Below are 24,706 nucleotides of genomic sequence, written 5' to 3'. Positions count from 1 at the left end.
CCATGAGCCGGAAAACGTATAACCAGAGGAAAAGTATGGCAATCACCTTATCACGCGGACGTTCCTTTGCCGTCGCGCTGGCCCTGCTGGCCACCGGCGGTCTGGCGCAGGCGGCCGACTCGGTGCGCGTCGGCTCCAAGATCGATACCGAAGGTTCGCTGCTCGGCAACCTCATCGTGCAGGTGCTGGAAGCCAACGGCATCAAGACCACCAACAAGCTGCAGCTCGGCACCACCAAGGTGCTGCGCGGCGCCATTACGTCCGGCGAGATCGACATCTATCCGGAATACACCGGCAACGGCGCGTTTTTCTTTTCCGATGAGAAAGATCCGGCATGGAAGAACGCCCAGGCCGGCTTCGAGAAGGTGAAGCAGCTCGACTACGACAAAAACAAAATCGTCTGGCTGGATGCGGCGCCGGCCAACAACACCTGGACCATCGCCATTCGTCAGGACGTGGCGGAGGCCAACCATCTGAAGACGCTGTCGGATCTCGGCAAGTGGATCAACGGCGGCGGCAAGTTCAAGCTGGCGGCCTCGGCGGAATTCATCGAGCGGCCGGATGCGCTGCCGGCGTTCCAGAACGCCTACGGTTTCAAACTGAATCAGGATCAGCTGCTGTCCCTGGCCGGCGGTGACACGGCGGTGACCATCAAGGCGGCGGCGGAGCAGACCTCCGGCGTCAACGCGGCGATGGCCTACGGCACCGATGGCCCGGTGGCGGCGCTGGGGCTGCAAACCCTGGCGGACCCGAAAGGCGTACAGCCGATCTACGCACCGGCGCCGATCGTGCGCGAAGCGGCGCTGAAGGCGCACGCCAATCTGCCAGAGCTGCTCAAGCCGGTGTTCGCCTCGCTGGACGGGCCGACGCTGCAAAAACTCAACGCGCAGATCGCCGTGGAAGGCCAGGACGCCAAACAGGTGGCGGCCGCTTACCTGAAAGAGAAAGGGTTTGTTAAGGGATAATGCCGAGGTGCCCCCTCTGCCGTCGGGAGAGGGGGTAAACCGAGGGAGCCGGAGCGTTTCTTTGACTATCGCCGTAAAACATCGCGTCTTGTTGACGCTGTTCATGCTGTTGCTGCTGGCCGCTTTCGGCCTGCCGTTCCTCAGTTATGCCCCCAATCGCCTGTTGTCGGGCAAAAGCCTCTCCTTGTTCTCCCTGCTGCACGGCCCGGCGCTGTGGCTGCTGTTGCCGCTGGCGGCATTGGCGATCCTCAGCCTGTTGCCGCCGACGCGGGGGCGGGCGCTGCTGGCGGCGCTGGCCGCCTGCGGGGTGCTGACGCTGGCCTTATGGATTAGCGGGCAGGCCGCCGAACGCCTGGCGCAGGAGGGATTGCGCCTGGCGCGCACCTCCTGGGGCAGCGGATGCTGGCTGACGATGGCGCTGAGCCTGCTGATCGCCGCCGACGCCATGGCGCGCATCACCGCGTCGCACCTGTGGCGCATGCTGGGCAACGCGCTGGTGCTGGTGCCGCCGGTGCTGCTGCTGTTCGGGCATCAGCTCGATCAGCTGTCGCTGCTGAAGGAGTACCACAATCGCCAGGAGGTGTTTGACGCCGCGCTGCTGCAGCACCTGACCATTCTGCTGGCGACGATGGCACCGGCGCTGGCGATCGGCGTGCCGCTCGGGGTGCTGTGTTTTCGCTCCGAACGCTGGCAGCGGCCGATTTTCTCCGCGCTGAACATTATCCAGACCGTGCCGTCCATCGCGCTGTTCGGCCTGCTGATCGCGCCATTGGCGGGGCTGGCGACGGCGGTGCCTTGGCTTGCGGAACACGGCGTCAGCGGCATCGGCATGGCGCCGGCGATCGTGGCGCTGGTGCTGTACGCGCTGTTGCCGCTGGTGCGCAGCGTGGTGGCGGGGCTGCAAAGCGTGCCGGCCGGGGTGATCGAATCCGCCACCGGCATGGGGCTGACGCGCGGGCAGATCTTCCTGCGCGTGCAGCTGCCGTTGGCGCTGCCGCTGTTCCTGACCGGCGTGCGCATCCTGGCGGTGCAAACCGTCGGCATGGCGGTGGTGGCGGCGCTGATCGGCGCCGGCGGCTTTGGCGCCATCGTGTTCCAGGGGCTGCTCAGCAGCGCGCTGGATCTGGTTTTGCTGGGGGTGATCCCGGTGGTCATGATGGCGGTCATCGTCGATTCGCTGTTTAAATTTTGGGTTTCAATCCTGGACGTATCGCGCCGATGATTCACTTTGAGCAAGTCAGCAAAATTTTTCAGGGCAAGCCGGCGGTCGACGATCTCACGCTGCACATCGCCGAGGGCGAATTCACCGTGTTGATCGGCACCTCGGGTTCCGGCAAGTCCACGACGTTAAAAATGATCAATCGCCTGATCGAACACGATCGGGGCAAGATTCTCTTTGCCGGCGAAGAGATCCAGTCGTTCAAACCGCAGGATCTGCGGCGGCGCATGGGCTATGCGATCCAGTCGATCGGCCTGTTCCCGCACTGGACGGTGGAGGAGAACATCGCCACCGTGCCGCAGCTGCTGAAATGGCCGCGCGCGCGCATTCGCGATCGGGTGACCGAACTGCTGGAGCTGTTGCATCTGGAGCCGGATCTGTTTCGCCGCCGCTACCCGCATCAGCTGTCCGGCGGGCAGCAGCAGCGGGTGGGGGTGGCGCGCGCGCTGGCCGCCGATCCCGAGGTGTTGCTGATGGACGAACCGTTCGGCGCGCTGGATCCGGTCACCCGTGCGGCGCTGCAGGCGGAGATCGCGCGCATCCATCAGCTCTCCGGCCGCACCATCGTGCTGGTGACGCACGACATCGATGAAGCGCTGGGCTTGGCGGATCGCCTGGTGCTGCTCGATCAGGGGCGGGTGGTGCAACAGGGCACGCCGCTGGCGCTGCTGACCGCGCCGGCCAACGACTTCGTGCGGGATTTCTTCGGGCGCAGCGATCGCGGCATCAAGCTGCTGTCGCTGGGAACGGTGGCGGAGCGGGTGCGGCCCGGCGCCGCCGAGGGCGAACCGATCGCCGCCGCCATGAGCCTGCGCGAGGCGCTGTCGGTGTTTGTGGCGCGCGGCAGCGACTGCCTGCCGGTGGTGGATGAACGGGGCGAAGCGTTGGGGGTGTTGCACTTCAACGATCTGATCGCCGGGCAGGCGCTGTCATGAGCGGGCGCATCTGGCGCCTGCTGCGCGATCCGCTGCCCTGGACGCTGGCGCTGCTGTTGGCGCTGGTGTTCGGCATGGATCATCTGCGCGGCCTGTTCGCCGCCTGGTTCCCCGATCTGGAGCGGCCCATTTATCAGCAGGACAGCTTTATCGCGCTGGTGGGGGCGCACCTGTCGCTGGTGGCGATCTCCAGCCTGATCGCGGTGGCTCTCGGCGTGGCGGCCGGCGTGGCCGTGACCCGGCGCAGCGGCCGGGAGTTTCGTTCGCTGGTGGAAACGGTGGTGGCGGTGGGGCAGACCTTCCCGCCGGTGGCGGTGCTGGCGGTAGCGGTGCCGGTGATGGGCTTCAGCGAACAGCCGGCGATCATTGCGCTGGTATTGTACGGCCTGCTGCCGATCCTGCAGGGCACGCTGGCGGGCATCGAATCGGTGCCGCCCGCCACGCGCGAGATTGCCCGCGGCGTGGGGATGAGCGCCTGGCAAATTCTGTGGCGGGTCGAATTGCCGCTGGCGGCGCCGGTGATCGTCGCCGGGATCCGCACGTCGGTGATCATTAACATCGGCACGGCGGCCATCGCTTCCACCGTCGGCACCAAAACCCTCGGCTCGCCGATCATTATCGGTCTGAGCGGGTTTAACACCGCCTATGTGATCCAGGGCGCGGCGGTGGTGGCGTTGTTGGCTATTATCACCGATATGCTGTTCGAACGTTGGGTGCGTTATCTCACCGCCTGGCGTCAGCAGACGCTGGCGACCACTCCGGCGGGGTAAGGGGGAAATGATGCAGGTGTCTCTACCGATGTACGGCGTTGGCCGGGAGCAGGCCGAATCCTTCTGGCAGGTATTGCGCGACAAGCTGCTGCGGCTGGGGCTGCCGGCAGCGCCGGAGCGGCTCAGCTGGCCGGACGATCTGGCGCAGCACTGGCGGCGCGACGATCTGCTGCTCAGCCAAACCTGCGGTTATCCGTTGGTCAGCACCCTGTCGCAGGTGCAGCTGATCGGCACTTACCATTACCGGGTTGAAGGGTGCGACGGGCCGAATTACCGCAGTTGGTTGGTGGTGCGCGCGGGTGACCCCGGCGAACGGCTGGCGGACTTTCGCGGCCGGACGGTGGCCTATAACAGCACCGATTCCCAGTCCGGCTACAACGGCCTGCGCGCGCTGATCGCACCGCTGGCGCAGGACGGGAAATTCTTTGGTGCGGCGATTGCCTCCGGCGCACATTACCAGTCGCTGAAGCTGATCCGCAGCGGGCAGGCGGATATCGCCGCCATCGATTCGATCAGCATGGAACTGCTGCGTCGCGCGCAGCCGCAGGCGCTGGAGGGGCTGAAAATCATCGGCCGCACGGCGGCGGTGCCCGGCCTGCCGCTGATCACCGCGGCGGGTACGCCGCCGGAACAGGTGGAAATCCTGCGCGCCGGCGCCCGGGCGATGCTGGATGAGGCGGTCAGCGACCGCCTGCTGATCGGCGATTTCAGCCTGGTGCCGCGTTCGGCCTACCAGATTATCACCGTGCTGGAACAGCAGGCCGCCGCGCAGGGCGTGACGGCGCTCTAGCCGCCGTTACAACAGGCCGCCGCCGTCGATGTCGATCACGCTGCCGGTCACGAAGCCGTTCTCCATCGCCAGCAGGTAACCTGCCGCGACGTCGGCCGCCTGGCCGACTCTGCCGACCGGCAGGCTGTCGCCAACCCGTTCGAACAGCGCCTGACGCTGCGCGGCGCCCATGCCGTCGTAGGCTTCGGTGGCGGTGATGCCGGGGCTGACCACGTTCACCCGCCGCGGCGCCAGCTCCTTCGCCAGCTGTTTGCCGGCCGCTTCCAGCGCGGCGTTGATGGCGGTTTTGACCAGCTGACCGCCGAGGTATTTACGCGACAGCTGGCCTGAAGTCAGGGTGATGGAGCCCTGCGGTGCCAGCGTCGGCAGCGCCGCCTGCACCGCGCGCAAACTGCCCCAGAATTTGACGTTAAAGTCGGCCTGCGCCTGTTGGATGGCCGTTTCAGCCAGCGGCTTGGCCTCCACCAGCGGCCCGGCGGTGATCACCAAATGGTCGAAGGCACCGACGGCGGTAAACAGCGCGCGCAGCGACGCTTCATCGGTCAGGTCGGCCTGCATCAGGCGCAGCGCGTCGTTCTGCTCCCCGGCGTGGGGCAGGCGGCGCGAAGCCAGCACCACTTCAGCGCCGCGCGCCGCCGCCGCGTAGGCCACCGCGGCGCCAATGCCGCTGGTACCGCCCAGGATCACCAGTTTTTGTCGTTTCAGGGGGGAGTCGGGAATCGTCATGTTAAGGCCTCTTTTAAGGTAAGTTTCAACGGGATCTATCTTTCCTGATTGAAAATGACCTAACAATCGGCCTTGCTGACAAACACTTATTAATATCTTTTAAATATCACGCAGCGCTAAAGCGGGCATTTAACTTCTGATCCACGATAATTTCGAAATCGGTAAACAGCGCTCGGGGCTTTACCGAGCGCCCCTGTTTTTCCAGTGCCACCAGGCCGTGCCCGCTCAGCGTTTTCAGCGTGGTTGACAGGTTGCTGACCTGCCGGCCGGACAGTTCGGCCAGTTGGCTGATGGTCTCGGGGCGGGCGGTGTCGATAAGACGCAGCAGGGCGATATTCTCGTTGCTGAGCACCTGGGCCAGCGTAATCATCGACGTGAACCAGACTTTGGGTTCACGTTCCTGCGGCTGGTATTCCCCTTTCGCGATCGCCGGTATGCGCTTGCGAATCAGTTCTTCAGGCATCACACCAATCAGTGCTTTCATCATCAACCTCGGTTTTCTCTCTTGCGTATGACTTCGTCTATCCGGGTAAAAAAATCTTCCACCCACTGACAGGCGGAATGAAACTCGTAGGGTGAGCCTTTGTCCGTCGGGGTGTCATGTTGGCGATCGTAAACGACGCGGCCTGAAAATTTACCTTTGCGAGGGGTTTTAATGGCATGCGCGTTATCTATGCTAAAAAACCGGGTATTGTGGTTATCATGCAAGGTCAAATTGTAACGGATGCCGTGAGGGATAAAGGCCGTTTGGGTCACCGTCCAAGCCTCGATTTTCCACCAATAGCCATCCTCACGATTGACCCGCGTGCCGTGCAGGCTAAGGATGTAGTCCGGTCCATTGTGTTCATCCATTGATCAAAGCTTCATTTATTATGATCTAGTCATAACTATTGAGCGTTTTATCGTCAACCCGTTACGCCGTGAAACCGGCTCTCCTAGAAGGGAAACGCATGACCTCATTTGTCGATCTCGAGGTGTTTGTCCGCACGGTGGACGGCGGCAGTTTTTCCGCCGCGGCGCGCGCGCTGGATATGACGCCGGCGGCGGCCAGCATCGCGGTGAAAAGGCTGGAACAGCAGCTGGGCGCGTTGGCTGAAGGGGAGCAGGCGATCCGCGAAAAGCACCAGGGGCTGTCTGGGGTGCTGCAGATTTCCGCGCCGTCGGATTTCGGCCGTAATCTGCTCTTGGGCTGGCTGGACGAGTTCCGGCAACAGCATCCGCATATTCAGCTGCAGCTCCTGATCAACGATCGGCAGGCCGATCTGTTCCGCGAACCGGTAGACGTGGCGTTGCGTTTCGGGCCGCTGGCCGACTCTTCGCTGGTGGCGCTGCCTATCTTGCCGCAGCACCGGCGGTTGATCTGCGCCAGCCCGGATTACCTGCGGCGGCATGGCTCGCCGCAAACGCCGGCCGATCTGGCCCTGCACAGCATTCTGGTGTATCAGCCCAGCGGCAAACGGCAGGTGGAATGGCGGCTATGGCGCGGTGAGGAGCTGGTCGAAGTGCCGCTGAACGGCAGCTATTTTACCGATGACGGCGAGATCGCGCGGCGCTGGGCGCTGGCCGGCCACGGGGTGGTGCGCAAGTCGGCGATCGACGTGGTGGCGGATATTCGCGCCGGGCGGCTGGTGCAACTGCTGCCGGAATGGCGCAGCGACGCGGTGCCGATCAATCTGGTCTGCCCGCATCGCTCGCAGGTGTCGGAACGCGTCAGGCAGCTGCAGCGCTTTTTACAGCAGCGCTGCCAGCGTTGGATGGACGATCACTTGGCCTGAAGGGTTTCGGTTTGCGCCGGCGTGGCGGCGGCATTCCCGGCAGGCGCGCTTTCTTCGTGCGGGGTAGTAGAACGGGTGTAGATGTTCAGCCCGGCGAGAAATACGCCGCCCAAAGAACCGAAGGCGCACAGGGCGATGACGATGACGAACGCTTTTTTCAGCATAGGAATAATTTCGCAGGTTGCTTGGAACAGCGGGAATTATAGCCCCTTCACCGGGTGAAACAAGAATCGTTTTTAACGGCGGCCCACAGACCGCCTTTTGCGATCGCTACCGTTCGCTGTCGATGGCCTGCACGCGGGCCGGGCGGGCCAACAGGTATTTCCCCAGCGTCACCAGCACCACCGCCGCCACGATGATCGCCAGCGCCAGCCACTCGCGCGGCGCCAGCGATTCGCCGGCAAAGCCGATGCCGAGCAGCACCGCCACCACCGGGTTGACGTAGGCGTAGCTGGTGGCGACCGCCGGGCGCACGTTCTTCAACAAAAACATATAGGCGCTGATCGCCAGCATCGAACCGAAGACGATCAGGTACCCCAGCGCCAGAAAGCCGCTGGTGCTCGGCAACTGAGTCAGGTGTTCGCCGCTCAGCCGGCTGGCGACCAATAACACCACGCCGGCGACCAGCATCTCCGCCGTGCCGGCCATCGGCCCGACCGGCAGCGAGATGCGCGATCCCAATACCGAGCCGAAGGCCCAGCTGGCCGACGCCAGCAAAATGAGCAGCGCGCCGGTCGGGTTGCCCACCAGGTTGTTGCCGGTGTTGAGCAGCACGATGCCCACCAGCCCGAGCGCGATGCCCGCCCATTCCAGTTTGGTGTTGCGCATGCCCCACAGCAGGCTGAAGCAGAGGGTGAACAGCGGCACCGTCGCCACCATCACCGCGGCGATGCCGGACGGCACGTGTTGGTGCTCCGCCACCGTCACCAGGCCGTTGCCCACCGCCAGCAGCAGAATGCCGATGACGCCGGCGGCCAGCCACTGCTTCGGCGTCGGCAGTGCGTGGCCGCGCCAGGCCAGGAAGCTGAACAGCACGATGCCGGCGGTCAGAAAGCGAATGCCGGCCATCATCAGCGGCGGCCACTGCGCGACGCCGAGGCGAATGACGAAATAGGTGGAACCCCAAACGATATATAACGTGAACAACGCCCCGATCAACGGCAGGACGCTACGGCTTGGTTGGCTAAGCATAGGATTGTATTTTGCAGGGATGATTATTATTAGAACGCTCAGTAAACCCGATCGGGCAACCGATAAGCAATGGCCTGCGGCATTATTTTTCCCGGCCGCTGCCCGCCGTTCAGCTGTCCCGTTGTTTCCACTGCAGCCAGCTGACGGCGGGCAGATAAATCGACCAGCCGACCGCCAGCAGCAGCAGCATGAACTCCGGTGGCACGTCGGGCAGCAAGGCGTCCAGCTTCCAGGACACGGCGTAGGCGAAGGGGCCGACGGCGGCGCCCAGCACCGCCAGCGGCCAGGGGGCCGCTCTGACCACGTCCAGCAGCCAATACCACCAGCAGCCGAAGCCGATCCAAAGCGCGATGGCCCAGAGCGGCAGGCCGTGTTGCCCGCTGTAGTGCAGCACGCCGCTGTAGCTCCAAAGCCCATCCATGCCGATGCCACCCAAGGCAGCCAGGGCCGCGCCTTTGCGGCGGGCGGCGGGGGTAAAAATCAGCGCCAGCGCCGCGCCGGCCAGCAGTATGCCGTTGAGCCGATCGCGAGTCAGCAGCGCCAGCAGCCAGCAGACGCCCAGTCCCAGCGTCGCCAGCCAGAATCCGGCATGCGGCTTCTTCATCGTTCAACTCCCGTGGGGTTACTCTGCCGCTAGCGCGCCAGGCGCCAGCGGATTTCTCAGGGCGGGCGCGAGGCCCGCTGTTTGCCTGAATGTTCGTTAATTCAACCTTAGAAGGGAAGGTGCGGGGTGCACAAGCAGAATAATCTGTACCGGTTGAAAACGTGGGCAAAAACCGGTGTTACAGGAGCGAAATGCGGTAGGCGCAGCGCCGCGAGCCGGCCAGAATGTGTTCGGCACGCTCTACCTGCGCCTGCAGCACTTCGGTGAAGATACTCAACTCCGCCCGGCAGAAGCCCTGGCAGACGGTGGCGGCGGCGCAGATCGGGCAGTGATTTTCCACCAGCAGATAGGTACCGTCCTCTTCCTGACGCCATTCGGCCATATAGCCTTCGCGGCAGCGGATCTCGGTCAGGCGCGCCACGCGCTCCTGCAGATCGGCGGCGCCGATCATCGCCTGCTTGTAGTTGATGCGGTTTTCCTGCTCGCGGGTCTCGATCAGCACGTCGAGCGCCTGTTCGCCCAGCTTGTCGCGCACGGTGCGCAGCAGCTGCACCGTCAGATCCGCATGGGTGTCGGGAAAGCGCGCGTTGCCGGCGGAGGTCAAATGCCACAGCTGCACCGGGCGGCCCACGCCGCGCGTTTCCGCCACCGCTTCGACCAGCCCCTCTTTCGCCAGCTTGACGAACTGCTGGCGGGCCGCCTCACCGGTGGTGCCGAGCACCTTTCCTGCGTCAGAAGCTTGCTGCGGGCCGCGGGTTTTCAATAGCGTCAGCAAGCGGTCACTGACCGATTGTGCGGTGCTGTCGCTATTTTCCAAGTTTATTCTTGACATATTTCTCCGCCTCGCCCTAACTTATTCCAAGATAACTCTTGTTAAATTTAACGCAATCTCATGACCAACTCAATGCCATTCCTCTGAAAACAGGACGACAACCGTGATAACCCATGACGATAGCCGCTGGAGCGACCTTTTCTCCGGCAAAAATGCGGCCAGTGCGATCGCGCTTTCGCTCGGCGTAGCGCTGCATGCCATCAATATTTTGGTCGCCACCACCATTCTGCCCTCGGTGGTGCAGGATATCGGCGGGCTGGATCTCTACGCCTGGAACACCACACTGTTCGTGGTGGCGTCGATCCTCGGTTCCGCGCTGTCGGCCCGGCTGCTCGGCGGCTACGGCGCGCGCAGCGCCTATCTGGTGGCTTCGCTGTTCTTCATCGCCGGGGCGGCGCTGTGCGCGCTGGCGCCGAGCATGCCGGTGATGCTGGCTGGCCGCACGGTGCAGGGCTTCGGCGGCGGGCTGATCTTTGCGCTCTCCTACGCGATGATCAACCTGGTATTCGAGCAGCGATTGTGGCCGCGCGCCATGGCGCTCATCTCGGCGATGTGGGGCATCGCCACCCTGGTGGGGCCGGCGGTGGGCGGCATTTTCGCTGAACTGCACGCCTGGCGTTGGGCCTTCGGCATTCTGCTGCCGATCATGGCGCTGTATGCCGCGTTTACCTTCCTGATCCTGCCCAAGGGCAAAGCGCAGCAGGCGGCCGCGCCGTTGCCGGCCGCCCAGCTTCTGCTGTTGACCGTGGCGGTGCTGGTGGTGTCCGCCGGCAGCCTGGCGCACAGCGCCTGGATCAACCTGGCGGGCATCGCACTCTCGCTGCTGCTGATGGCCTGGCTGCTGAAGCGTGAAGCGCACTCGAGAGCCCGCCTGTTACCGCGCGGCGCACTGCGGCGCGGTTCATCGTTGGCGGCGCTCTACATCACGACCGCGTTGCTGGTGATCGGCATGACCAGCGAGATCTTCGTGCCTTATTTCCTGCAGCTGCTGCACGGCCAGTCGCCGCTGATCTCCGGCTATATCGCCGCCGCCATGGCCGCCGGCTGGACGCTGTCCGAGATCCTCAGCTCCGGCTGGCGCGGGGCGGGTATTCGCCGGGCGATCGTCAGTGGGCCGCTGTTTGTGCTGGTGGGGCTGCTGGCGCTGGCGATCCTGATGCCGGTGCCGTCCGGCGGCCACTGGCAGGCGCTGGCGCCGATCGTCATTGCGCTGTTGCTGGTGGGGTTCGGCATCGGCTTCGGCTGGCCGCACCTGCTGACGCGCATTTTGCAGGTGGCGCCTGAGGCGGACAAAGACATCGCCGGCGCTTCCATTACCACGGTGCAGCTGTTCGCCACCGCGTTCGGGGCAGCGCTGGCCGGGATGACGGCCAATCTGGCGGGGCTGAACGATCCGGGCGGGGCGGTGGGCGCGGCGTCGGCGGCGCGTTGGCTGTTCCTGGCGTTCGCGCTGGCGCCGTTGCTGGCGGTATTCAGCGCCTGGCGCTGCGCGGCGATCGCGCCGCCGGGCGCCGAGACGGGCAATTTTGTACAAACCCCGCCCTCGCGCGAGTGCTAGAATGGCGCTCATTCAGCGGAGGTAGGCAAGATGAAGGTGGAAGGCGCAGCGCGCCAAGCATCCCGGGAACAGGCCCATTTCATGCACGTCGACGATCTCGGCGGGCTGGAAGTGCTGCAGGCCACCTACCGCCGCCAAACCTTCTCGCGCCACAGCCATGAAGGCTTCTGCGTGGGCGTCATCGACGACGGCGCCCAGCGCTTCTACCGCACCGGCGGCGAACACGTGGCGCCGCTGGGCAGCATCATTCTGGTGAATGCCGACGACATCCACACCGGCAGCTCCGCCACCGAAGAGGGCTGGTCGTATCAGGCGATGTACCCGACGCCGGAGCTGCTGGCGTTTCTGTCGCGCGATCTGAAAACCGGCGCCGGCGCGACGCCTTATTTCCCCAACCCGGTGGTGCACGACGTCGGCCTGGCCGGCCAGCTGCGGATGGCGTTCAGCCTGCTGCGCAGCGATGAGAACCGGCTGATGAAAGAGACCATGGTGTTCTCGGCGCTGACCTGGCTGATGCTGCGGCACGGCAAAAGCCGCATCGATCCCACGCCGCAGAGCCGGGCGCAAAGCCAGGTGGCGCGGGTTAAAGCCTTTCTCGACGATTTCCCCGAGGCGGACATTTCGCTGCTGGAGCTGGCGGAGCGAGTGGCGCTCAGCCCTTATTACCTGCTGCGGCAGTTTCAGCAGGCCACCGGTCTGCCGCCGCACGCCTATCAAATTCAGGCGCGGCTGCGTAAAGCGCGCGGCATGCTGAAGGCCGGCAGCAGCGTGCTGGACAGCGCGCTGAGCTGCGGTTTTCACGATCAAAGCCATTTCCATCGCCATTTTCGCAAGTCGATGGGCATCACGCCGGGCGACTACGTCAAATCGCTGAAATAGTCGGGCAATCGGGTGCAATACCCGTGTGCGCCTGCGCCGTAAGCTGGCTTCTTCAACCGAAGGAGAAGCCCATGACTGATTCAATCCCCCTCATCACGCCGCCGTCTGCCCGCCTGCGCTCCGCGCTGCAGGGGGGAGTGGCGATCTTGCCGCTGTGCCTGGCGGTGGTGCCGTGGGGCATACTGGCGGGCTCGATGGCCCTGCAAAACGGCCTGACGCCGGCGCAGGGGTTGGGCATGTCGGCCATCGTGTTCGCCGGGGCGGCGCAGCTGGTGGCGATGGGCATGATCAAGGGCGGCGCCGGGCTGCTGGCGATCCTGCTGTCGATCTTTTTCGTCACCGCCCAGCATTTTCTCTATGCGCTGCGGCTGCGGGAGCGCATTGCGCCGCTGCCGTTACGCTGGCGGCTGACCCTGGGATTCTTGCTTACCGATGAACTGTTCGCGCTGATCGGCGAACAGGCGCCGGCGCGTTTCGACCGCTGGTATGCGCTGGGCGCCGGGCTGACCTTTTACCTGTGCTGGTTTCTCTCCACGCTGCTCGGCATCGTAGCCGCCGGCAGCGCCGGGGATCTGGACGGTTATGGGCTGGATTTTTCCATCGCCGCCACCTTTATCGCCATCGTGGTGCCGCTGGTGCGCAGCCTGCCGGTGTTGGCCTGTGTGCTGACCGCGCTGCTGCTTTCCATCGTGCTGCACCATTTCCAGACGCCGGGCGCACTGGTGATCGCCACCGTGGCGGCGATGCTGGCCGGGCTGCTGTGCAGCGGGGGGCGCCGATGATCTGGCTGACGATAGTCTTGATGGGGCTGGTGGTATTCTTCAACCGCTACTGCTTTTTGGCGCCGGGATTGCCGCTGCGGTTATCGCCGCGCGTCAAAACCCTGCTGAGCTTTTCCGTGCCGGCGGTGCTGACGGCAATTTGCGGGCCGATTGTCGCCTTCAGCGGCGACCAGCTGCGCGCCGCGCCGGATAACCCTTACCTGTGGGGGGCGGTGTTTGCGGTGATATTGGCGTTCTTTCTGCGCAACATGCTGGCGGTGGTGTTGCTGAGCTTGCTGATATTCATCGCGCTGCGCGGCATTTTTTAAAATTCGCTTGCTATATCTCTAATTTGAGATTATTTCTCTTATATGGGATTTTATGGCGGAGTGTGAGCGATGGATAACGGTTTGGAGACGGCCGACCAGAGGTTGGCGCAGCGGTTGGCGGATTTGCGCCAGGGGCAGGGGTGGTCGCTGGAGGCGCTGGCGCAGCGCACCGGCCTTAGCCGGGCGACGCTCTCGCGGGTGGAGCGCGCCGAAACCAGCCCGACGGCGTCGCTGCTGAACCGGCTGTGCGCCGCCTACGGGTTGACCATGTCGCGCCTGCTGAGCGAAATCGAAGACGAACCGCCGGAGCTGCTGCGGCCGCCGCAACAGCCGGTATGGGTCGATCGCGCCAGCGGTTTTCACCGTCGCTCCGTTTCCCCGCCTGCCGCGCTGTATAAGGCCGAATTTATCGAAGCCCGGCTCGATGCCGGCGCGCAGATCGATTACGACCTGCCGTCGATTCCGGCGCTGGAGCATCACCTCTGGCTGCTGTCCGGGCAGCTGGAGCTGACGCTGGAAGGGCGCGTTTTCCGGCTGTCGCCCGGCGATTGTCTGCGCTACCGCCTGTTCGGCGCTTCCCGTTTCCATGTCCCCGGCGATGAGCCGGCCCATTACACGCTCGTTATCTGCAGGCCATAGCCATGATTGAATTGCAACAGTGGGACGCCGACGCGGCGCAAAACGCCATGGCCGACCTGGCCGAGATGCTGCACGCCAGCGTGGCGCACGGCGCCAGCATCGGTTTTGTCATGCCTTTTACGCTGGAACAGGCGCGGGCATTTTGGCAGGGGCTGCTGCCGGCCCTGGCGCGGGGAGAGCGCGCGATGCTGGTGGCGCTCGCGAACGGTCGGCCGGTCGGCACCGTGCAGCTGCTGTTGGCGATGCCGGACAACGGCCGCCACCGGGCGGAAGTGGTCAAGCTGATGGTGCACCCGCAGGCGCGGCGGCAGGGCATTGCGCGGCTGTTGATGCAGGAAGTGCAGGCGCTGGCGGCGCGTCATCGCCGCAGCCTGTTGGTGCTGGATACCCTGAGCGGCAGCGCGGCGCAGGGGTTGTACCGCCAATTGGGGTTCGAAGCGGCAGGTGACATCCCGCAATACGCCCGCGCCAGCGACGGCGGAGCGTTGGAAGCCACCTGCTATATGTACAAACTGCTGTGAGGCTTAGCGCCCGCGCCAGGCTTTGATCGCCTGTTGGCGCACCTGCAGCTTCTGCTGCGGCGTCAGCTTGTTGTAGTCGCGGGCCAGTCCGCTTTCCCAATCGCCGTACATCGGGTTGGGCAGCACGATGAATTCGGTGCCGAACTTGCCCTGGTTCTCGCTGACGAACGCCCGGCGCTGCGCATTGTCCTGGTGGTAAGTCGCGGCGCCGAAGTCGTTCAGGTTGTCGCCCGCGTACACCACGATGTCATAGCCGGCCCGTTTGATGGCGTCGAAGCGCGCCTGCTTATTGGAGGTGTCGGTGCTGAGCAGCACGGTCTTTTCCGACATGCCGGTGAAACCGAGCTTCTGCATGTTGGCCACCGTGGCGGCGTATTCGCTCTGCTTGCGGTTCGACACATAGAACATCGTGCCCTGATGGGTGTTAACGTAACGGGCAAACGACACCGCGCCCGGCACCGCGCCGGCCTGTTCGGCCTGCGTCCATTGGGCCCAGGTGGCGCCGTCGTACGGCTGGCCCTGCAGCGCCTGCCAGCCGGAGTAGGCGCTGTTGTCCAGCATGGTTTCATCCAGATCGACCACCACCGCCTTTTTACGGCCCGGCGCGGCCTTGGCCTGATCGAAGGCGCGTTGCGCGCTGTTGAACGCCTGATGCGCCAACGCCCGGTATTCGCCGGACTGTTGGAACCAATTCACCGCCAGCACCGACTGATCCGCCAGCCGTTGCTGGGCCTGGGCGTCGGTGTGCGGCGGCTGCGCGCAACCGGCCAACATCAGCAGCGCGGCGCCAACCGCCGCGCCGAGGGTGAATTTCCTTGCCTGTTTTCCTGCCATCGTTATCTCTCGGTTTTATTCTTGTGGGCTGTCCAGCAGCATATCCATCTCGAACTGGCGCAGGGGATCCTGCCGCCAGCCAAGATGCGTAAAGAAGGGGGCCGCCACCTCGGGCACAAAGACGTTGGCGGTCAGCGGCAAAGGGGCGAACCGCGTTTGCAGGGCGGCCAGCAAGGCGCGCGCATGCCCCTGGCCGCGGTGCTGCGGCGGCACGTAGATCAGGCGCAGCCAGCAGTGCTCGGCGCCGGGCATCACCACGGCGTAGGCTTGACGATTGAGCGTATAGGCCTGCGGTTTGCCCGGCAGCTTGAACAGCGATTCGGGGGCGATCAGCCAGGGCAGGTCGGTGGCGCCTTCCGCCGTCAGGCGATGGCTGACGGTCAGCGGATCGACCGCCTGCAGCCCCGCCGTCGTGCCTGGCGGCGCTTCCGCCGGCGCCTGATGGCCGGTCAGGGTACGCACGATGCGCAGCCCGGCGCGATGATACAGCGCCAGCGCGGCTTCGTTGCCTTCGATCACTTCCAGCGACAGCCGTCGGTCGCCGCGCTGGCGGGCATCCGCCACCAGCCGCTGCATCAGCGCCTTGCCCAGCCCCTGGCCGCGCATCTCCGGGCGCACGGAAAAGGCCGCAACCCGGCTGTGCCGGCCGCGGCGGGCGATCAGCGCCACCGCCACCGGTTCATGGCGGTGGGTGACGATCAGGCTGTCGTTCAGGCTGAGATCCTCAGCGCCGAAGCGGGCGGCGAAGGTCGGCCCGTCGAGCACGAAGCGCACGATGTAGTTTTCAAAACAGTGGCTGAGGATTTTCGCCAGTTCGTCGCTGCTGTAGCGTAGGGCGTTGTGGTAGTCGAAGCGTCCGTCGTTATGCATGGCTGATTCCGCTCGGGGGGAAAGCTATACATGTAGACCCGTTTGTTTTGCAAGGCAAGCGGGGGCATTCGTTGGTGGGAAAATAAAAACAAAAAAGCCGGACGCAGCCGCCCGGCGAAATAAAACTCTGGGTATCAAGTGACGCTAAAGTTTGCAGTGGTGGTTATTCATTCATCACATCAGAACTGGTAGGTCAGGGCGACGGCAATCACATTGTCGTCTTTCAGACCCAGCTTGTTATTGCTGTCGAGCTGGTTGATTTTATAATCGACATAGGTCGACATGTTCTTGTTGAAATAGTAGTACGCGCCGACATCGATATATTTCACCAGGTCGGCATCGCCGATGCCTTCAATATCTTTGCCTTTCTGCTGAACGTAGCCCAGCGATGGGCGCAGACCGAAATCGAACTGATATTGCGCAACCAGTTCCAGGCCTTCCGCTTTATTGGCGAAGCCGCTGACGGAGGTGGAACGGTTATTGATGATGGCGGTGCCGGAAATAGGCGCGATGTTGCGGCTTTCCGAGTAGGTGGCAGCCAGGTAGACATCGTTGTTGTCGTATTTCATACCGGCGGCCCAGATATCGGCCTTGTCGCCTTTGCCGAAGGTGCCCGCTTTCTGGCTGGCGGTACGGTTGGAAGAGGCATAGGCGGCGCCCACGCTCAGGCCGTCGATAATTTCATAGCTGGAGGAAAGGCCCCAACCGTCGCCGTTCGCCTTGCTGGCGGAGCGGCCGTCGTTTTCGTTCTTGCCCTGGTACTGCACGGCGAATTTCAGGCCGTCAACCAGACCGAAGAAGTTGTTATTACGGTAGGTGGCAACGCCGTTGGTGCGGCCGTTCATGAAGTTGTCGGTCTTGACGTAAGCATCGTCGCCGAATTCAGGCAGCATATCCGTCCAGGCGCCGACGTCGTAAATAATGCCGTAGTTGCGACCGTAATCGAAAGAGCCGAAGTCTTTATATTTCAGACCGGCGAAGCCCAGACGTGTTTTAGTGTCTTTGGTGCCATCGGATTCAGAATGGTTGGCGGCGATCTGATATTCCCACTGGCCGTAACCGGTCAGCATGTCATTAATCTGGGTCGCGCCTTTAAAGCCGATACGGACGTAGGTTTTATCGCCATCGTTGCCGGCATCATCGGAGAAATAATGCAGGGCTTTCACACGGCCGTAAAAATCGAGTTTGTTGCCGTCTTTATTGTAGATTTCTGCTGCCTGTGCCGCTTGCGCAAGTAAAAGTGCCGGAATAATAACGGCCAGAAGATTACGTTTCATGGGTTACCCTGCTTTATTCGATTGAAAGACGCTTATCATCAGTTGCATTGCTGTTTTACTGTGCCGCCCGATTGTTTGCGGCGGAGAATTTTTACCGTAGTAATGTGATCTATTTATGACAAAAAATTCATTTTCATGTCGAACGATTAAAAAAGTCGCGCAAAGGGTGAATTTTTTCTTCAGCCGACGGTCGGCGGCTGGTCTACAGTTACCGATACCTTGTTCCGCTGCGGGAGGAATCATGCACGATACTTATACATTGTTCGGTACGCAGGGCTGCGGCTCGACGATCGTGGCCGCCGCGTTGGCGTTGACGGCTTTCCCCTGGGGCTATGAGGAAGTGGACTACACGCAGGACGGCCCGGAGCGCGATCGCCTGCTGGCGCTGAACCCGCTGGGTCAGGTGCCCACCTTGGTATTGCCCAATGACGAAGTGATGACGGAGAGTGCGGCGATCATCCTGCTGCTGCACGATCGCGCACCGCACGCCGAACTGGCGCCGCCCGGCGGTTCGCCGCTGTTGCCGCGTTTTCTGCGCTGGCTGCTGTTCATCAACGCGGAGATTTACCCCACCTTCACCTATGCCGACCATCCGCAGCGCTGGCAGCCGCAGGCGGCGGGGGCGGAACAGCTGAAAAACGCGGTAATGGCTTATCGTGAGCGTTTATTGCAGCAGCTGAACGCCGCCGCCGGCGCAGCGGGCCCGTGGTTTCTCGGCAAGAGCTTCAGCGCGTTGGATCTGTACGTGGCGGTAATGTGCCACTGGCGGCCGGGCCGCGCGTGGTTCCGGCAACACTGTCCGCGGCTGTACGCCATCGCTGAACGGGTGGAACAGCGGCCGGAGCTGAATGCGCTGCTGAGCGCTCAGTTCGACGGCGTTGCCCCGCTGGAATCCTGAATCCTCCCCGCCGCCCGGCGGGGAACCCTCCCGTTTTTCTGAACCGAGACTGCCGAAAATCCCGATTTTCACTCGCGGCGGCGGCGGGTAGCGTAAGGCTATCCGCAACTGACAGGAGAGTGTGATGCCATCAGAATCCCAGGCCGGGCAACAGGCGTTCGGCGATATTGCCCCCAAGCTGGCGCAGCTCAGCGACCGAGTGTTGTTTGACGATATTTGGCAGCGGCCGGCGCTGAACCCGCGCGAGCGCAGCCTGATCACCGTCGCCGCGCTGGTGGCGCTCAACCGCGTGGAACAGCTGCCGTTTCACCTGCAGCTGGCGCAGCGCAACGGCGTGACGCGTCAGCAGCTGGCCGAGCTCATCACCCATCTGGCGTTCTACGCCGGCTGGCCCGCGGCGGCGTCGGCCGTGGCGCGCCTGCGCGATCTGGAACAGGAGGCCAATCATGCCGTTTAGCCGTATCGCCCTGCATCAGGGCAAGTCCGCCGACTATCTGCAAACCCTGTCCGACAGCCTGCATCAAGCGCTGGTGGAGGCCTTTGAGGTGCCGCCGACGGATAAATTTCAGGTGATCGATCAATACCGCCCCGGTGAGCTTATCTACGATCGCGACTATCTCGGCGGGCCGCGCAGCGCGGATTTCGTGCTGTTTTACATCACCGCCGGGCGGCCGCGCGACACCGATACCAAGCGGCGCTTCTACGGGCGGCTGGCGGCGCTGCTGGCGGAGAACCTGCGGCTGCGCCCCGAGGATGTAATGGTGGTGATCACCACCTCCCAGTTAGACGAGTGGTCATTCAGCGCCGGGCGTGCCTCGATGATCGATCCGCAGACGTAACTCGGGCTGACGCCGCCGGCGGTCTGTGGGACAATAGCGCCATCATTTCGTTTAGATAAGAGTTGAATGGCGCTCTCCTCCGCAGTTAAAGATCAGATTGGCCAGTGGTACAAAGCCCTGCAGCAGCAAATACCGGATTTTATTTCCCGCGCGCCCCAGCGCCAGATGATCGCCGAGGTGGCGAAGACCCTGGCCGGTGACTACCCGCGCCATCTGGCGATCGAGGCGCCGACCGGCGTCGGCAAAACGCTGTCTTACCTGATCCCGGGCATCGCCGTCGGGCGGGCGGAGAGCAAACCGCTGGTGGTCAGCACCGCCAACGTGGCGCTGCAGGATCAGATCTACAGCAAGGATTTGCCGCTGCTGAAGAAGATTATCCCCGATCTGAAATTTACCGGCGCCTTTGGCCGCGGGCGCTACGTGTGCCCGCGCAACCTGGCGGCGATGAGCACCGACGTCAGCCAACAGGGCGACCTGACGCTGTTCCTCGACGACGAGCTGGCGCCGTCCAGCGGCGAAGAGCAGGCGCTGTGCCAGAAGTTGACCAAGGCGCTGGCCCGTTTTGAGTGGGATGGGCTGCGCGATCATTATCAGCAGAGCATCGACGATCCGCTGTGGGCCAAGCTGAGCACCGACAAGGCCAACTGCCTGGGGCGCAACTGCCACTATATTCGCGAATGTCCGTTCTACATCGCCCGCAAAGAGATCGAGAGCGCCGACGTGGTGGTGGCCAACCACGCCCTGGTGATGGCGGCGCTGGAGACGGAATCGGTGCTGCCGAACCCGAAAGAGCTGCTGCTGGTGCTGGACGAAGGCCACCATTTGCCGGAGGTGGCGCGCGATGCGCTGGAGATCGACGGGGAAATCACCGCACTGTCGACCAACCTGCAGCTGGACATGATCGTGCGCCAGGTCGAGCAGTGCATGACCCAATACCGGCCGAAGAATCCGCCGGGGCTGGCCAACAGCGAGCGGCTGAAGAACCATTGCGAGGAGCTGCGCGAGCTGGTGCAGATCTTCGAGCATCAGGTCAGTGCCTATCTGCCCGGCGACAGCGTGGCGGCCGAGCACCGTTTCGAGATGGGCGAGCTGCCGGCGGAGATGGTGGAGAGCTGCGCGCGGCTGTTCAAACTGACCGATGCGCTGCGCGGGCTGGCGGAGTTCGTGCTTAACGATCTCACCGAGCAGACCGGCAAGCATGACATCGTGCGCCTGCACCGGTCGATCATTCAGATGAGCCGCACGCTGGGCTATCTGGAGGCGATGAGCAAGCTGTGGCGGCTGGCGGCGCTCGACAAATCGTCCAACGCGCCGATCTCCAAATGGGTCACGCGCGAGCTGCGCGATAACGTCACCCATCTTTACCTGCACTGCGTCGGCATCCGCGTCAGCGACCAGCTGGAGAAGCTGCTGTGGCGCAAGGTACCGCACGTGGTGGTCACCTCGGCCACGCTGCGTTCGCTGAACAGCTTCGCGCGTTTGCAGGAGATGAGCGGGTTGAGCGAGAAGGCCGGCGATCGCTTCGAAACGCTCTCTTCGCCGTTCAATCATGTTGAACAGGGCAAGATTGTCATTCCGCAGATGCGCTATGAACCGGCGCTCGCCAACGAGGCGGAACACCTTGAGGAGATGGCGCGATGTTTCCGCGCCGAGCAGGCGAGCGGTAAACACAAAGGCATGCTGATCCTGTTCAGCAGCCACCGGGCGATGCAGACCTTCCTCAGCTACGTGACCGATCTGCGGCTGATGCTGCTGGTGCAGGGCGACCAGCCGCGCTACCGGCTGGTGGAAGAGCACCGCAAGCGGGTGGAGAAGGGCGTCGCCAGCGTGCTGGTGGGGCTGCAATCGTTCGCCGAAGGGTTGGATCTGAAAGGCGAGCTGCTGACCCAGGTACACATTCACAAAATTGCGTTCCCGCCGATCGACAGCCCGGTGATCATTACCGAAGGCGAGTGGTTGAAATCGCTGAAGCGCTATCCGTTCGAAGTGCAGAGCCTGCCGAGCGCCTCGTTCAACCTGATCCAGCAGGTCGGCCGTCTGATCCGCAGCAACCAATGCTACGGCGAGATCGTGATCTACGATCGCCGGCTGCTGACCAAAAACTACGGTTCGCGGCTGTTGGCGTCGCTGCCGGTGTTCCCGATCGAACAGCGCGCGGTGCCGGAGGCCGACAAGGCGCATCTGGCGGCGCTGAAATCCGCCGCCGACGCGGCCAAAAAAGAGAAGAAGCGCGGCAACCCGTTTTCCCGCAAGCGGCGGCGTTAATCAGAGCAGCGGCGGCAGGCGGCGTTTGACCGGCGTGGTTTTCACGATCGAGGTGTTGCTCTGCGCATGCTCGGCCAGCCGATCGAGGGTGTGGTCGAGCTGCTCCATCGAGTGCGCCACCAGCCGCACGATAAAGCAGTCTTCGCCGGTCACCTTATCGCACTCGACCACTTCCGGGATCGCCTGAATCAGCTGCTCGACCTTCTTCAGCATGCCCGGCAGCGGCTTGATGCGCACCAGTGACTCGAAGGCGTAGCCCACCGCCTGCAGATTGACGTTCAGGGTATAGCCCTGGATCACGCCGCTTTCCTCCAGCCGCCGCAGCCTTTCCGATGTGCTCGGCGATGACAGCCCCACCTGCGCGCTCAGCGTCTTCAACGACGCACGCGCGTCCTGCGCCAAAAGAGTCAGGATCTGGCGATCGATATCATCCATAACGCCTCCGTTAGGTATTTTCTTTATTCTAGCTACGAGAAAAAGGCAGTTAAGCATATCTGCCTTTTTTATGCTATGGAAAGCCGCCCCGCGAAGCCGCAAGCTATGCCTCTGGGCAAGTTTGGAGGAACGCAGCATGAATGCAGAGATAAAACGCGGCTCGCTGGAGATGACGGCGGCGATGCTGATTTCCGGCTCCATCGGCTGGTTTGTGCTGATGTCCGGCCAGCCGGTGGTCAATGTGGTGTTTTGGCGCTGCGCGGTGGGGGCGCTGGTGCTGCTGGCGGTGTGCGGCGCGCTGGGGCAGCTGCGGCGCGATGCGCTGACGCGCGCCACGTTGCTGCTGGCGATCGCCGGCGGCGTCGCGCTGGTGATCAACTGGCTGCTGCTGTTTGCCGCCTATTCCTATGCCTCTATCTCCATCGCCACGGCGGTGTACAACACCCAGCCGTTTATGCTGGTGGGGCTGGGGGCGCTGTTTCTGGGGGAACGGCTGACCGCCCGCAAGCTGTTGTGGCTGGGGTTGGCGTTCGGCGGCATGATGCTGGTGGTGCTGGCGCAGCCGCGGCAGGCGGGGGGACAGAGTCATTATTTGGCGGGCATCGCGCTGGCGCTCGGGGCGGCGTTTTTCTACGCCCTGATGGCGCTGGCGGCCAAGCGGCTGAAGGGCACGCCGCCGCATCTTATTGCGCTGATCCAGGTGGCGGTGGGGGCGGTGATGCTGTTGCCGCTGGTGGATTTCCACGTTTCGGCCAGCGTTGGGCAGTGGGGAATGCTGGCGACGCTCGGCGTGCTGCACACCGGCCTGATGTATGTGTTGATGTACGGTGCCCTGCAGAAGCTGCCGACCAACCTGATCGGCTCGCTGTCGTTCATCTACCCGGTTGCCGCCATGCTGGTGGATCGCCTGGCGTTTGGCCACCGCCTGTCGGCGTGGCAGCTGCTGGGCGCGGCGATCATTCTGCTGGCGGCGGCGGGCATGAACCTGCTGGGCGAGCGGCGAGCGCGGCTGCTGCCGGCCTCGGACGGCCGGCGCGCCGGCTGATGCTCAGGCCGGGTGTTTCAACCGGCGCCATAAGGTGGTGCGGCTGATCCCGAGCAACCGGGCGGCGGCGGCGTGGTCGCCCCCACATCGCGCCAGCGCTTCGTGGGCGGAGACGGGCGCTGGCGGCGTCTCGGGCGGCGTGCCCGCCGCCAGCTCCGGCAGCAGCCACCGCAGCGTCTCGCCGCTCGGTGCGGCGCCGGTGCTCAGCATCAGTGCCACCCGCTCCATCATGTTGCGCAGTTCGCGCAGGTTGCCGGGCCAGGCGTAATGATTCAGCGCGGCGTAACAGCCGGCCAGGGCGGCGCGCAGCGGCTCCGTCAGCGGCACGTCGAGCGCCGCCAGTGACCGTTTCAGAAAGTGTTCCGCCAGCATCGCGATATCGTCGCCGCGCGCCCGCAGCGGCGGCAGCTGCAGCCGCAGGGCGCTCAGGCGGTAGAACAGATCGGCGCGAAAGTCGCCCCGTTGAATCGCCTGCTCCAGGTGGTTGTGGGTGGCGCTGATGACGCGAAAGTCGACCGCCACCGGCTGCTGCCCGCCGACCCGGGTGACGGCCTTCTCTTCCAGCGCGCGCAGCAGCCGGGTTTGCAGGTGCAGCGGCATTTCGCCGATCTCATCCAGAAACAGGGTGCCACCGTTGGCGGTTTCCAGCAGCCCGCGTCGGCCGCCGCGCCGTGAGCCGGTAAAGGCGCCTTCCTCATAGCCGAACAGCTCCGCCTCCAGCAACGATTCGGCGATGGCGCCGCAGTTGATGGCGACGAACGGCGGCGTCGCGCCTCTGGCCGGTGCGCCGCGCCGGGAAAAGTATTCCCGGTGGAGCGCCTGCGCCGCCAGCTCCTTGCCGGTGCCGGTTTCTCCTTCAATTAATACCGCCGCCGGCGAGCGGGCGTACAGCATGATGGTGCGCCGCGTTTGCTCCATCTGCGGGGACTCGCCCTGCAAATCGCCCAGCCCATAGCGCGGCTGCAGGGTATTGCGCGCGGCGTAATCGCCGCCGCGTTTGCCGCCGCCCAGCATCAGGCGCGTCACGTCCAGCGCATCGCTGAAGGCGGCGCGCAGGGTGGCGGCGGAATAGAGAAAAATGGCGGTGAGCCCGGCCTCTTCCGCCAGATCGCTGATGAGGCCGGCGCCGACCACGGCCTGAATGCCGGTGGCTTTCAGCTCGGCGATCTGGCCGCGCGCATCCTCTTCGGTGACGTAGCTGCGCTGCTCCAGCGGCAGATCGAAGGTTTGCTGGAACTCCATCAGCGCGGGCAGAGGGGTTTTATAGGTGATGACGCCGATCCGATCGGCGGTTCTGCGCGCCTTGCTCAGCGCCTGCAGCAGATCGAAACCGCCGGGCTTGACCAGGATGACCGGCACCGACAGGCGGCTTTTCAGGTAGGCGCCGTTGGAGCCGGCGGCGATGATGGCGTCGCAAGGCTCGGTCGCCAGGCGGGCGCGGATGTGCTGCACCGCCTCCTCAAAGCCGAGGCGGATCGGGATGATGGTTGCCAGATGGTCGAATTCGAGGCTGATGTCCCGGAACAGATCGAACAGGCGGGTGATGGAGACGGTCCAGATCACCGGTTTGTCCGGCGTGCGGGGCGGCGTGACGTGATCGCTCATGGTGGGTTACCGAATGGAAGAGGCTGCATTATACCCGTCATACTTGAAGCTGCCTCTTTGTTGGCTGCGCCTGTGCGCCCCAGTCACATAGTTGTCTATGTTCCTGGGGACTTACAGGCTTGCCGCCTTGATGCAACTTCAACT

The 24,706-nt window shown here is 63.8% G+C and carries 29 protein-coding genes; 17 read left to right on the top strand and 12 right to left on the bottom strand.

Translation table 11 applies throughout. The annotated features are described in order from the left end of the window. The first annotated feature begins 35 nt into the window (after positions 1 to 35). The 5 genes from GF111_RS05425 to GF111_RS05405 all read left to right on the top strand — a co-directional run bounded on the left by GF111_RS05425 (position 36) and on the right by GF111_RS05405 (position 4,679). Positions 36 to 965 carry an ABC transporter substrate-binding protein gene (locus tag GF111_RS05425; RefSeq protein WP_047728273.1) on the top strand — a complete coding sequence of 310 codons (930 nt, stop codon included), beginning with the start codon at positions 36 to 38 and terminating at the stop codon, positions 963 to 965. Positions 966 to 1,032: 67 nt separating this feature from the next. Further along, on the top strand, positions 1,033 to 2,187 hold the full coding sequence (locus GF111_RS05420; protein ID WP_277313162.1) for an ABC transporter permease: 1,155 nt from the start codon (positions 1,033 to 1,035) through the stop codon (positions 2,185 to 2,187). Then, positions 2,184 to 3,119, top strand: a complete 936-nt coding sequence (locus tag GF111_RS05415; RefSeq protein ID WP_033637623.1) for an ABC transporter ATP-binding protein — start codon at positions 2,184 to 2,186, stop codon at positions 3,117 to 3,119. Before GF111_RS05420 ends, GF111_RS05415 begins: the two co-directional genes overlap by 4 nt. Then, entirely contained in the window at positions 3,116 to 3,889 is a 774-nt protein-coding gene (locus GF111_RS05410) for an ABC transporter permease (RefSeq protein WP_033637624.1), read from the top strand. The genes GF111_RS05415 and GF111_RS05410 overlap by 4 nt, the downstream gene beginning before the upstream one ends. Before the next feature lie 28 nt (positions 3,890 to 3,917). Continuing rightward, positions 3,918 to 4,679: a phosphate/phosphite/phosphonate ABC transporter substrate-binding protein gene (locus GF111_RS05405; RefSeq protein WP_077791553.1), complete on the top strand. Its 762-nt coding sequence runs from the start codon at positions 3,918 to 3,920 to the stop codon at positions 4,677 to 4,679. A 6-nt stretch (positions 4,680 to 4,685) separates the two neighbouring features. Here GF111_RS05405 and GF111_RS05400 read toward each other — a convergent pair whose 3' ends face one another. From GF111_RS05400 to GF111_RS05390, 3 genes are all read right to left on the bottom strand, one after another. Further along, the gene (locus GF111_RS05400) at positions 4,686 to 5,405 is read right to left on the bottom strand and encodes an SDR family oxidoreductase (RefSeq protein WP_055316043.1); all 720 of its coding nucleotides are present in this window, start codon (positions 5,403 to 5,405) and stop codon (positions 4,686 to 4,688) included. 106 nt (positions 5,406 to 5,511) lie between these two features. Continuing rightward, the gene (locus GF111_RS05395) at positions 5,512 to 5,892 is read right to left on the bottom strand and encodes a MarR family transcriptional regulator (protein ID WP_110593373.1); all 381 of its coding nucleotides are present in this window, start codon (positions 5,890 to 5,892) and stop codon (positions 5,512 to 5,514) included. Beyond that, on the bottom strand, positions 5,892 to 6,257 hold the full coding sequence (locus GF111_RS05390) for a hypothetical protein (protein WP_110593372.1): 366 nt from the start codon (positions 6,255 to 6,257) through the stop codon (positions 5,892 to 5,894). Before GF111_RS05390 ends, GF111_RS05395 begins: the two co-directional genes overlap by 1 nt. 98 nt (positions 6,258 to 6,355) lie before the next feature. On the opposite strand from GF111_RS05390, the gene GF111_RS05385 reads away from it, so the two are divergent. After that, positions 6,356 to 7,180, top strand: coding sequence for a LysR family transcriptional regulator (locus GF111_RS05385; protein WP_147190503.1), 825 nt, complete (start codon positions 6,356 to 6,358; stop codon positions 7,178 to 7,180). Here the strand turns inward: GF111_RS05385 and GF111_RS05380 are convergent. From GF111_RS05380 to GF111_RS05365, 4 genes are all read right to left on the bottom strand, one after another. Beyond that, positions 7,168 to 7,344 carry a hypothetical protein gene (locus tag GF111_RS05380; RefSeq protein ID WP_168166337.1) on the bottom strand — a complete coding sequence of 59 codons (177 nt, stop codon included), beginning with the start codon at positions 7,342 to 7,344 and terminating at the stop codon, positions 7,168 to 7,170. The two genes, GF111_RS05385 and GF111_RS05380, sit on opposite strands and share 13 nt — an antisense overlap. Positions 7,345 to 7,450: 106 nt before the next feature. Beyond that, on the bottom strand, positions 7,451 to 8,371 hold the full coding sequence (gene yedA, locus GF111_RS05375) for a drug/metabolite exporter YedA (protein WP_147190505.1): 921 nt from the start codon (positions 8,369 to 8,371) through the stop codon (positions 7,451 to 7,453). 109 nt (positions 8,372 to 8,480) lie between these two features. Further along, positions 8,481 to 8,975 carry a DUF2878 domain-containing protein gene (locus GF111_RS05370; protein WP_055312506.1) on the bottom strand — a complete coding sequence of 165 codons (495 nt, stop codon included), beginning with the start codon at positions 8,973 to 8,975 and terminating at the stop codon, positions 8,481 to 8,483. A gap of 178 nt (positions 8,976 to 9,153) precedes the next feature. Beyond that, on the bottom strand, positions 9,154 to 9,807 hold the full coding sequence (locus GF111_RS05365; protein ID WP_047728257.1) for a metalloregulator ArsR/SmtB family transcription factor: 654 nt from the start codon (positions 9,805 to 9,807) through the stop codon (positions 9,154 to 9,156). A gap of 103 nt (positions 9,808 to 9,910) precedes the next feature. Here GF111_RS05365 and GF111_RS05360 point away from each other — a divergent pair, with 103 nt between their 5' ends. The 6 genes from GF111_RS05360 (at position 9,911) to GF111_RS05335 (ending at position 14,494) form a co-directional block, all read left to right on the top strand. Beyond that, the gene (locus GF111_RS05360) at positions 9,911 to 11,365 is read left to right on the top strand and encodes an MFS transporter (RefSeq protein ID WP_047728255.1); all 1,455 of its coding nucleotides are present in this window, start codon (positions 9,911 to 9,913) and stop codon (positions 11,363 to 11,365) included. Positions 11,366 to 11,395: 30 nt separating this feature from the next. Next, the gene (locus tag GF111_RS05355; RefSeq protein ID WP_094460435.1) at positions 11,396 to 12,244 is read left to right on the top strand and encodes an AraC family transcriptional regulator; all 849 of its coding nucleotides are present in this window, start codon (positions 11,396 to 11,398) and stop codon (positions 12,242 to 12,244) included. Between the two features lie 71 nt (positions 12,245 to 12,315). Beyond that, the gene (locus GF111_RS05350) at positions 12,316 to 13,026 is read left to right on the top strand and encodes an AzlC family ABC transporter permease (protein WP_047728251.1); all 711 of its coding nucleotides are present in this window, start codon (positions 12,316 to 12,318) and stop codon (positions 13,024 to 13,026) included. Next, a complete protein-coding gene (locus GF111_RS05345) occupies positions 13,023 to 13,334 on the top strand; it encodes an AzlD domain-containing protein (RefSeq protein WP_038880577.1) in 312 nt (103 codons plus the stop codon). Before GF111_RS05350 ends, GF111_RS05345 begins: the two co-directional genes overlap by 4 nt. A gap of 69 nt (positions 13,335 to 13,403) precedes the next feature. Continuing rightward, positions 13,404 to 13,973: a helix-turn-helix domain-containing protein gene (locus tag GF111_RS05340; protein WP_147190507.1), complete on the top strand. Its 570-nt coding sequence runs from the start codon at positions 13,404 to 13,406 to the stop codon at positions 13,971 to 13,973. Positions 13,974 to 13,975: 2 nt separating this feature from the next. Continuing rightward, positions 13,976 to 14,494 carry a GNAT family N-acetyltransferase gene (locus GF111_RS05335; protein WP_038880570.1) on the top strand — a complete coding sequence of 173 codons (519 nt, stop codon included), beginning with the start codon at positions 13,976 to 13,978 and terminating at the stop codon, positions 14,492 to 14,494. Between the two features lie 3 nt (positions 14,495 to 14,497). Here the strand turns inward: GF111_RS05335 and GF111_RS05330 are convergent, their stop codons facing one another. The 3 genes from GF111_RS05330 to ompC form a co-directional block, all read right to left on the bottom strand. Next, the gene (locus GF111_RS05330; RefSeq protein ID WP_147190509.1) at positions 14,498 to 15,328 is read right to left on the bottom strand and encodes a 5'-nucleotidase, lipoprotein e(P4) family; all 831 of its coding nucleotides are present in this window, start codon (positions 15,326 to 15,328) and stop codon (positions 14,498 to 14,500) included. A 15-nt stretch (positions 15,329 to 15,343) separates the two neighbouring features. After that, positions 15,344 to 16,198, bottom strand: a complete 855-nt coding sequence (locus GF111_RS05325) for a GNAT family N-acetyltransferase (RefSeq protein WP_055313096.1) — start codon at positions 16,196 to 16,198, stop codon at positions 15,344 to 15,346. A 179-nt stretch (positions 16,199 to 16,377) separates the two neighbouring features. Next, on the bottom strand, positions 16,378 to 17,475 hold the full coding sequence (gene ompC / locus GF111_RS05320; protein WP_110593370.1) for a porin OmpC: 1,098 nt from the start codon (positions 17,473 to 17,475) through the stop codon (positions 16,378 to 16,380). A 241-nt stretch (positions 17,476 to 17,716) separates the two neighbouring features. Between ompC and GF111_RS05315 the strand changes: the two genes are divergently transcribed. From GF111_RS05315 to dinG, 4 genes are all read left to right on the top strand, one after another. Continuing rightward, positions 17,717 to 18,373, top strand: coding sequence for a glutathione S-transferase family protein (locus tag GF111_RS05315; RefSeq protein ID WP_038880560.1), 657 nt, complete (start codon positions 17,717 to 17,719; stop codon positions 18,371 to 18,373). Positions 18,374 to 18,497: 124 nt separating this feature from the next. Further along, on the top strand, positions 18,498 to 18,830 hold the full coding sequence (locus GF111_RS05310) for a carboxymuconolactone decarboxylase family protein (protein WP_038880557.1): 333 nt from the start codon (positions 18,498 to 18,500) through the stop codon (positions 18,828 to 18,830). After that, positions 18,820 to 19,212 (top strand): tautomerase family protein, encoded by a 393-nt coding sequence (locus GF111_RS05305; RefSeq protein ID WP_102779346.1) that lies wholly within the window; start codon positions 18,820 to 18,822, stop codon positions 19,210 to 19,212. Before GF111_RS05310 ends, GF111_RS05305 begins: the two co-directional genes overlap by 11 nt. A 66-nt stretch (positions 19,213 to 19,278) precedes the next feature. Then, positions 19,279 to 21,477, top strand: coding sequence for an ATP-dependent DNA helicase DinG (dinG, locus tag GF111_RS05300; protein ID WP_048233054.1), 2,199 nt, complete (start codon positions 19,279 to 19,281; stop codon positions 21,475 to 21,477). On the opposite strand, the gene GF111_RS05295 is transcribed toward dinG, so the two are convergent. Next, on the bottom strand, positions 21,478 to 21,912 hold the full coding sequence (locus GF111_RS05295; protein ID WP_038880548.1) for an Lrp/AsnC family transcriptional regulator: 435 nt from the start codon (positions 21,910 to 21,912) through the stop codon (positions 21,478 to 21,480). Between the two features lie 136 nt (positions 21,913 to 22,048). On the opposite strand from GF111_RS05295, the gene GF111_RS05290 reads away from it, so the two are divergent. Further along, positions 22,049 to 22,957 carry a DMT family transporter gene (locus tag GF111_RS05290; RefSeq protein ID WP_094460440.1) on the top strand — a complete coding sequence of 303 codons (909 nt, stop codon included), beginning with the start codon at positions 22,049 to 22,051 and terminating at the stop codon, positions 22,955 to 22,957. 3 nt (positions 22,958 to 22,960) lie between these two features. Here the strand turns inward: GF111_RS05290 and prpR are convergent, their stop codons facing one another. Next, positions 22,961 to 24,562: a propionate catabolism operon regulatory protein PrpR gene (gene prpR / locus GF111_RS05285; protein WP_080491359.1), complete on the bottom strand. Its 1,602-nt coding sequence runs from the start codon at positions 24,560 to 24,562 to the stop codon at positions 22,961 to 22,963. Positions 24,563 to 24,706 lie beyond the last annotated feature (144 nt).

The sequence above is a fragment of the Serratia sp. HRI genome (assembly GCF_010119335.3).
In the GTDB taxonomy this organism is placed as follows: Bacteria; Pseudomonadota; Gammaproteobacteria; order Enterobacterales; family Enterobacteriaceae; genus Serratia; species Serratia nevei.
This window is presented reverse-complemented; position numbering and strand designations above follow the sequence as displayed.

Excerpts from the sequence above, each read along its gene's own strand:
- GF111_RS05425 (WP_047728273.1), top strand. The coding sequence starts at position 36 with ATGGCAATCACCTTATCACGCGGACGTTCCTTTGCCGTCGCGCTGGCC.
- GF111_RS05415 (WP_033637623.1), top strand. The coding sequence starts at position 2,184 with ATGATTCACTTTGAGCAAGTCAGCAAAATTTTTCAGGGCAAGCCGGCG.
- GF111_RS05410 (WP_033637624.1), top strand. The coding sequence starts at position 3,116 with ATGAGCGGGCGCATCTGGCGCCTGCTGCGCGATCCGCTGCCCTGGACG.
- GF111_RS05405 (WP_077791553.1), top strand. The coding sequence starts at position 3,918 with ATGTACGGCGTTGGCCGGGAGCAGGCCGAATCCTTCTGGCAGGTATTG.
- GF111_RS05400 (WP_055316043.1), bottom strand. The coding sequence starts at position 5,405 with ATGACGATTCCCGACTCCCCCCTGAAACGACAAAAACTGGTGATCCTG.
- GF111_RS05395 (WP_110593373.1), bottom strand. The coding sequence starts at position 5,892 with ATGATGAAAGCACTGATTGGTGTGATGCCTGAAGAACTGATTCGCAAG.
- GF111_RS05390 (WP_110593372.1), bottom strand. The coding sequence starts at position 6,257 with ATGGATGAACACAATGGACCGGACTACATCCTTAGCCTGCACGGCACG.
- GF111_RS05385 (WP_147190503.1), top strand. The coding sequence starts at position 6,356 with ATGACCTCATTTGTCGATCTCGAGGTGTTTGTCCGCACGGTGGACGGC.
- GF111_RS05380 (WP_168166337.1), bottom strand. The coding sequence starts at position 7,344 with ATGCTGAAAAAAGCGTTCGTCATCGTCATCGCCCTGTGCGCCTTCGGT.
- yedA (WP_147190505.1), bottom strand. The coding sequence starts at position 8,371 with ATGCTTAGCCAACCAAGCCGTAGCGTCCTGCCGTTGATCGGGGCGTTG.
- GF111_RS05370 (WP_055312506.1), bottom strand. The coding sequence starts at position 8,975 with ATGAAGAAGCCGCATGCCGGATTCTGGCTGGCGACGCTGGGACTGGGC.
- GF111_RS05365 (WP_047728257.1), bottom strand. The coding sequence starts at position 9,807 with ATGTCAAGAATAAACTTGGAAAATAGCGACAGCACCGCACAATCGGTC.
- GF111_RS05355 (WP_094460435.1), top strand. The coding sequence starts at position 11,396 with ATGAAGGTGGAAGGCGCAGCGCGCCAAGCATCCCGGGAACAGGCCCAT.
- GF111_RS05350 (WP_047728251.1), top strand. The coding sequence starts at position 12,316 with ATGACTGATTCAATCCCCCTCATCACGCCGCCGTCTGCCCGCCTGCGC.
- GF111_RS05345 (WP_038880577.1), top strand. The coding sequence starts at position 13,023 with ATGATCTGGCTGACGATAGTCTTGATGGGGCTGGTGGTATTCTTCAAC.
- GF111_RS05340 (WP_147190507.1), top strand. The coding sequence starts at position 13,404 with ATGGATAACGGTTTGGAGACGGCCGACCAGAGGTTGGCGCAGCGGTTG.
- GF111_RS05335 (WP_038880570.1), top strand. The coding sequence starts at position 13,976 with ATGATTGAATTGCAACAGTGGGACGCCGACGCGGCGCAAAACGCCATG.
- GF111_RS05330 (WP_147190509.1), bottom strand. The coding sequence starts at position 15,328 with ATGGCAGGAAAACAGGCAAGGAAATTCACCCTCGGCGCGGCGGTTGGC.
- GF111_RS05325 (WP_055313096.1), bottom strand. The coding sequence starts at position 16,198 with ATGCATAACGACGGACGCTTCGACTACCACAACGCCCTACGCTACAGC.
- ompC (WP_110593370.1), bottom strand. The coding sequence starts at position 17,475 with ATGAAACGTAATCTTCTGGCCGTTATTATTCCGGCACTTTTACTTGCG.
- GF111_RS05315 (WP_038880560.1), top strand. The coding sequence starts at position 17,717 with ATGCACGATACTTATACATTGTTCGGTACGCAGGGCTGCGGCTCGACG.
- GF111_RS05310 (WP_038880557.1), top strand. The coding sequence starts at position 18,498 with ATGCCATCAGAATCCCAGGCCGGGCAACAGGCGTTCGGCGATATTGCC.
- GF111_RS05305 (WP_102779346.1), top strand. The coding sequence starts at position 18,820 with ATGCCGTTTAGCCGTATCGCCCTGCATCAGGGCAAGTCCGCCGACTAT.
- dinG (WP_048233054.1), top strand. The coding sequence starts at position 19,279 with ATGGCGCTCTCCTCCGCAGTTAAAGATCAGATTGGCCAGTGGTACAAA.
- GF111_RS05295 (WP_038880548.1), bottom strand. The coding sequence starts at position 21,912 with ATGGATGATATCGATCGCCAGATCCTGACTCTTTTGGCGCAGGACGCG.
- GF111_RS05290 (WP_094460440.1), top strand. The coding sequence starts at position 22,049 with ATGAATGCAGAGATAAAACGCGGCTCGCTGGAGATGACGGCGGCGATG.
- prpR (WP_080491359.1), bottom strand. The coding sequence starts at position 24,562 with ATGAGCGATCACGTCACGCCGCCCCGCACGCCGGACAAACCGGTGATC.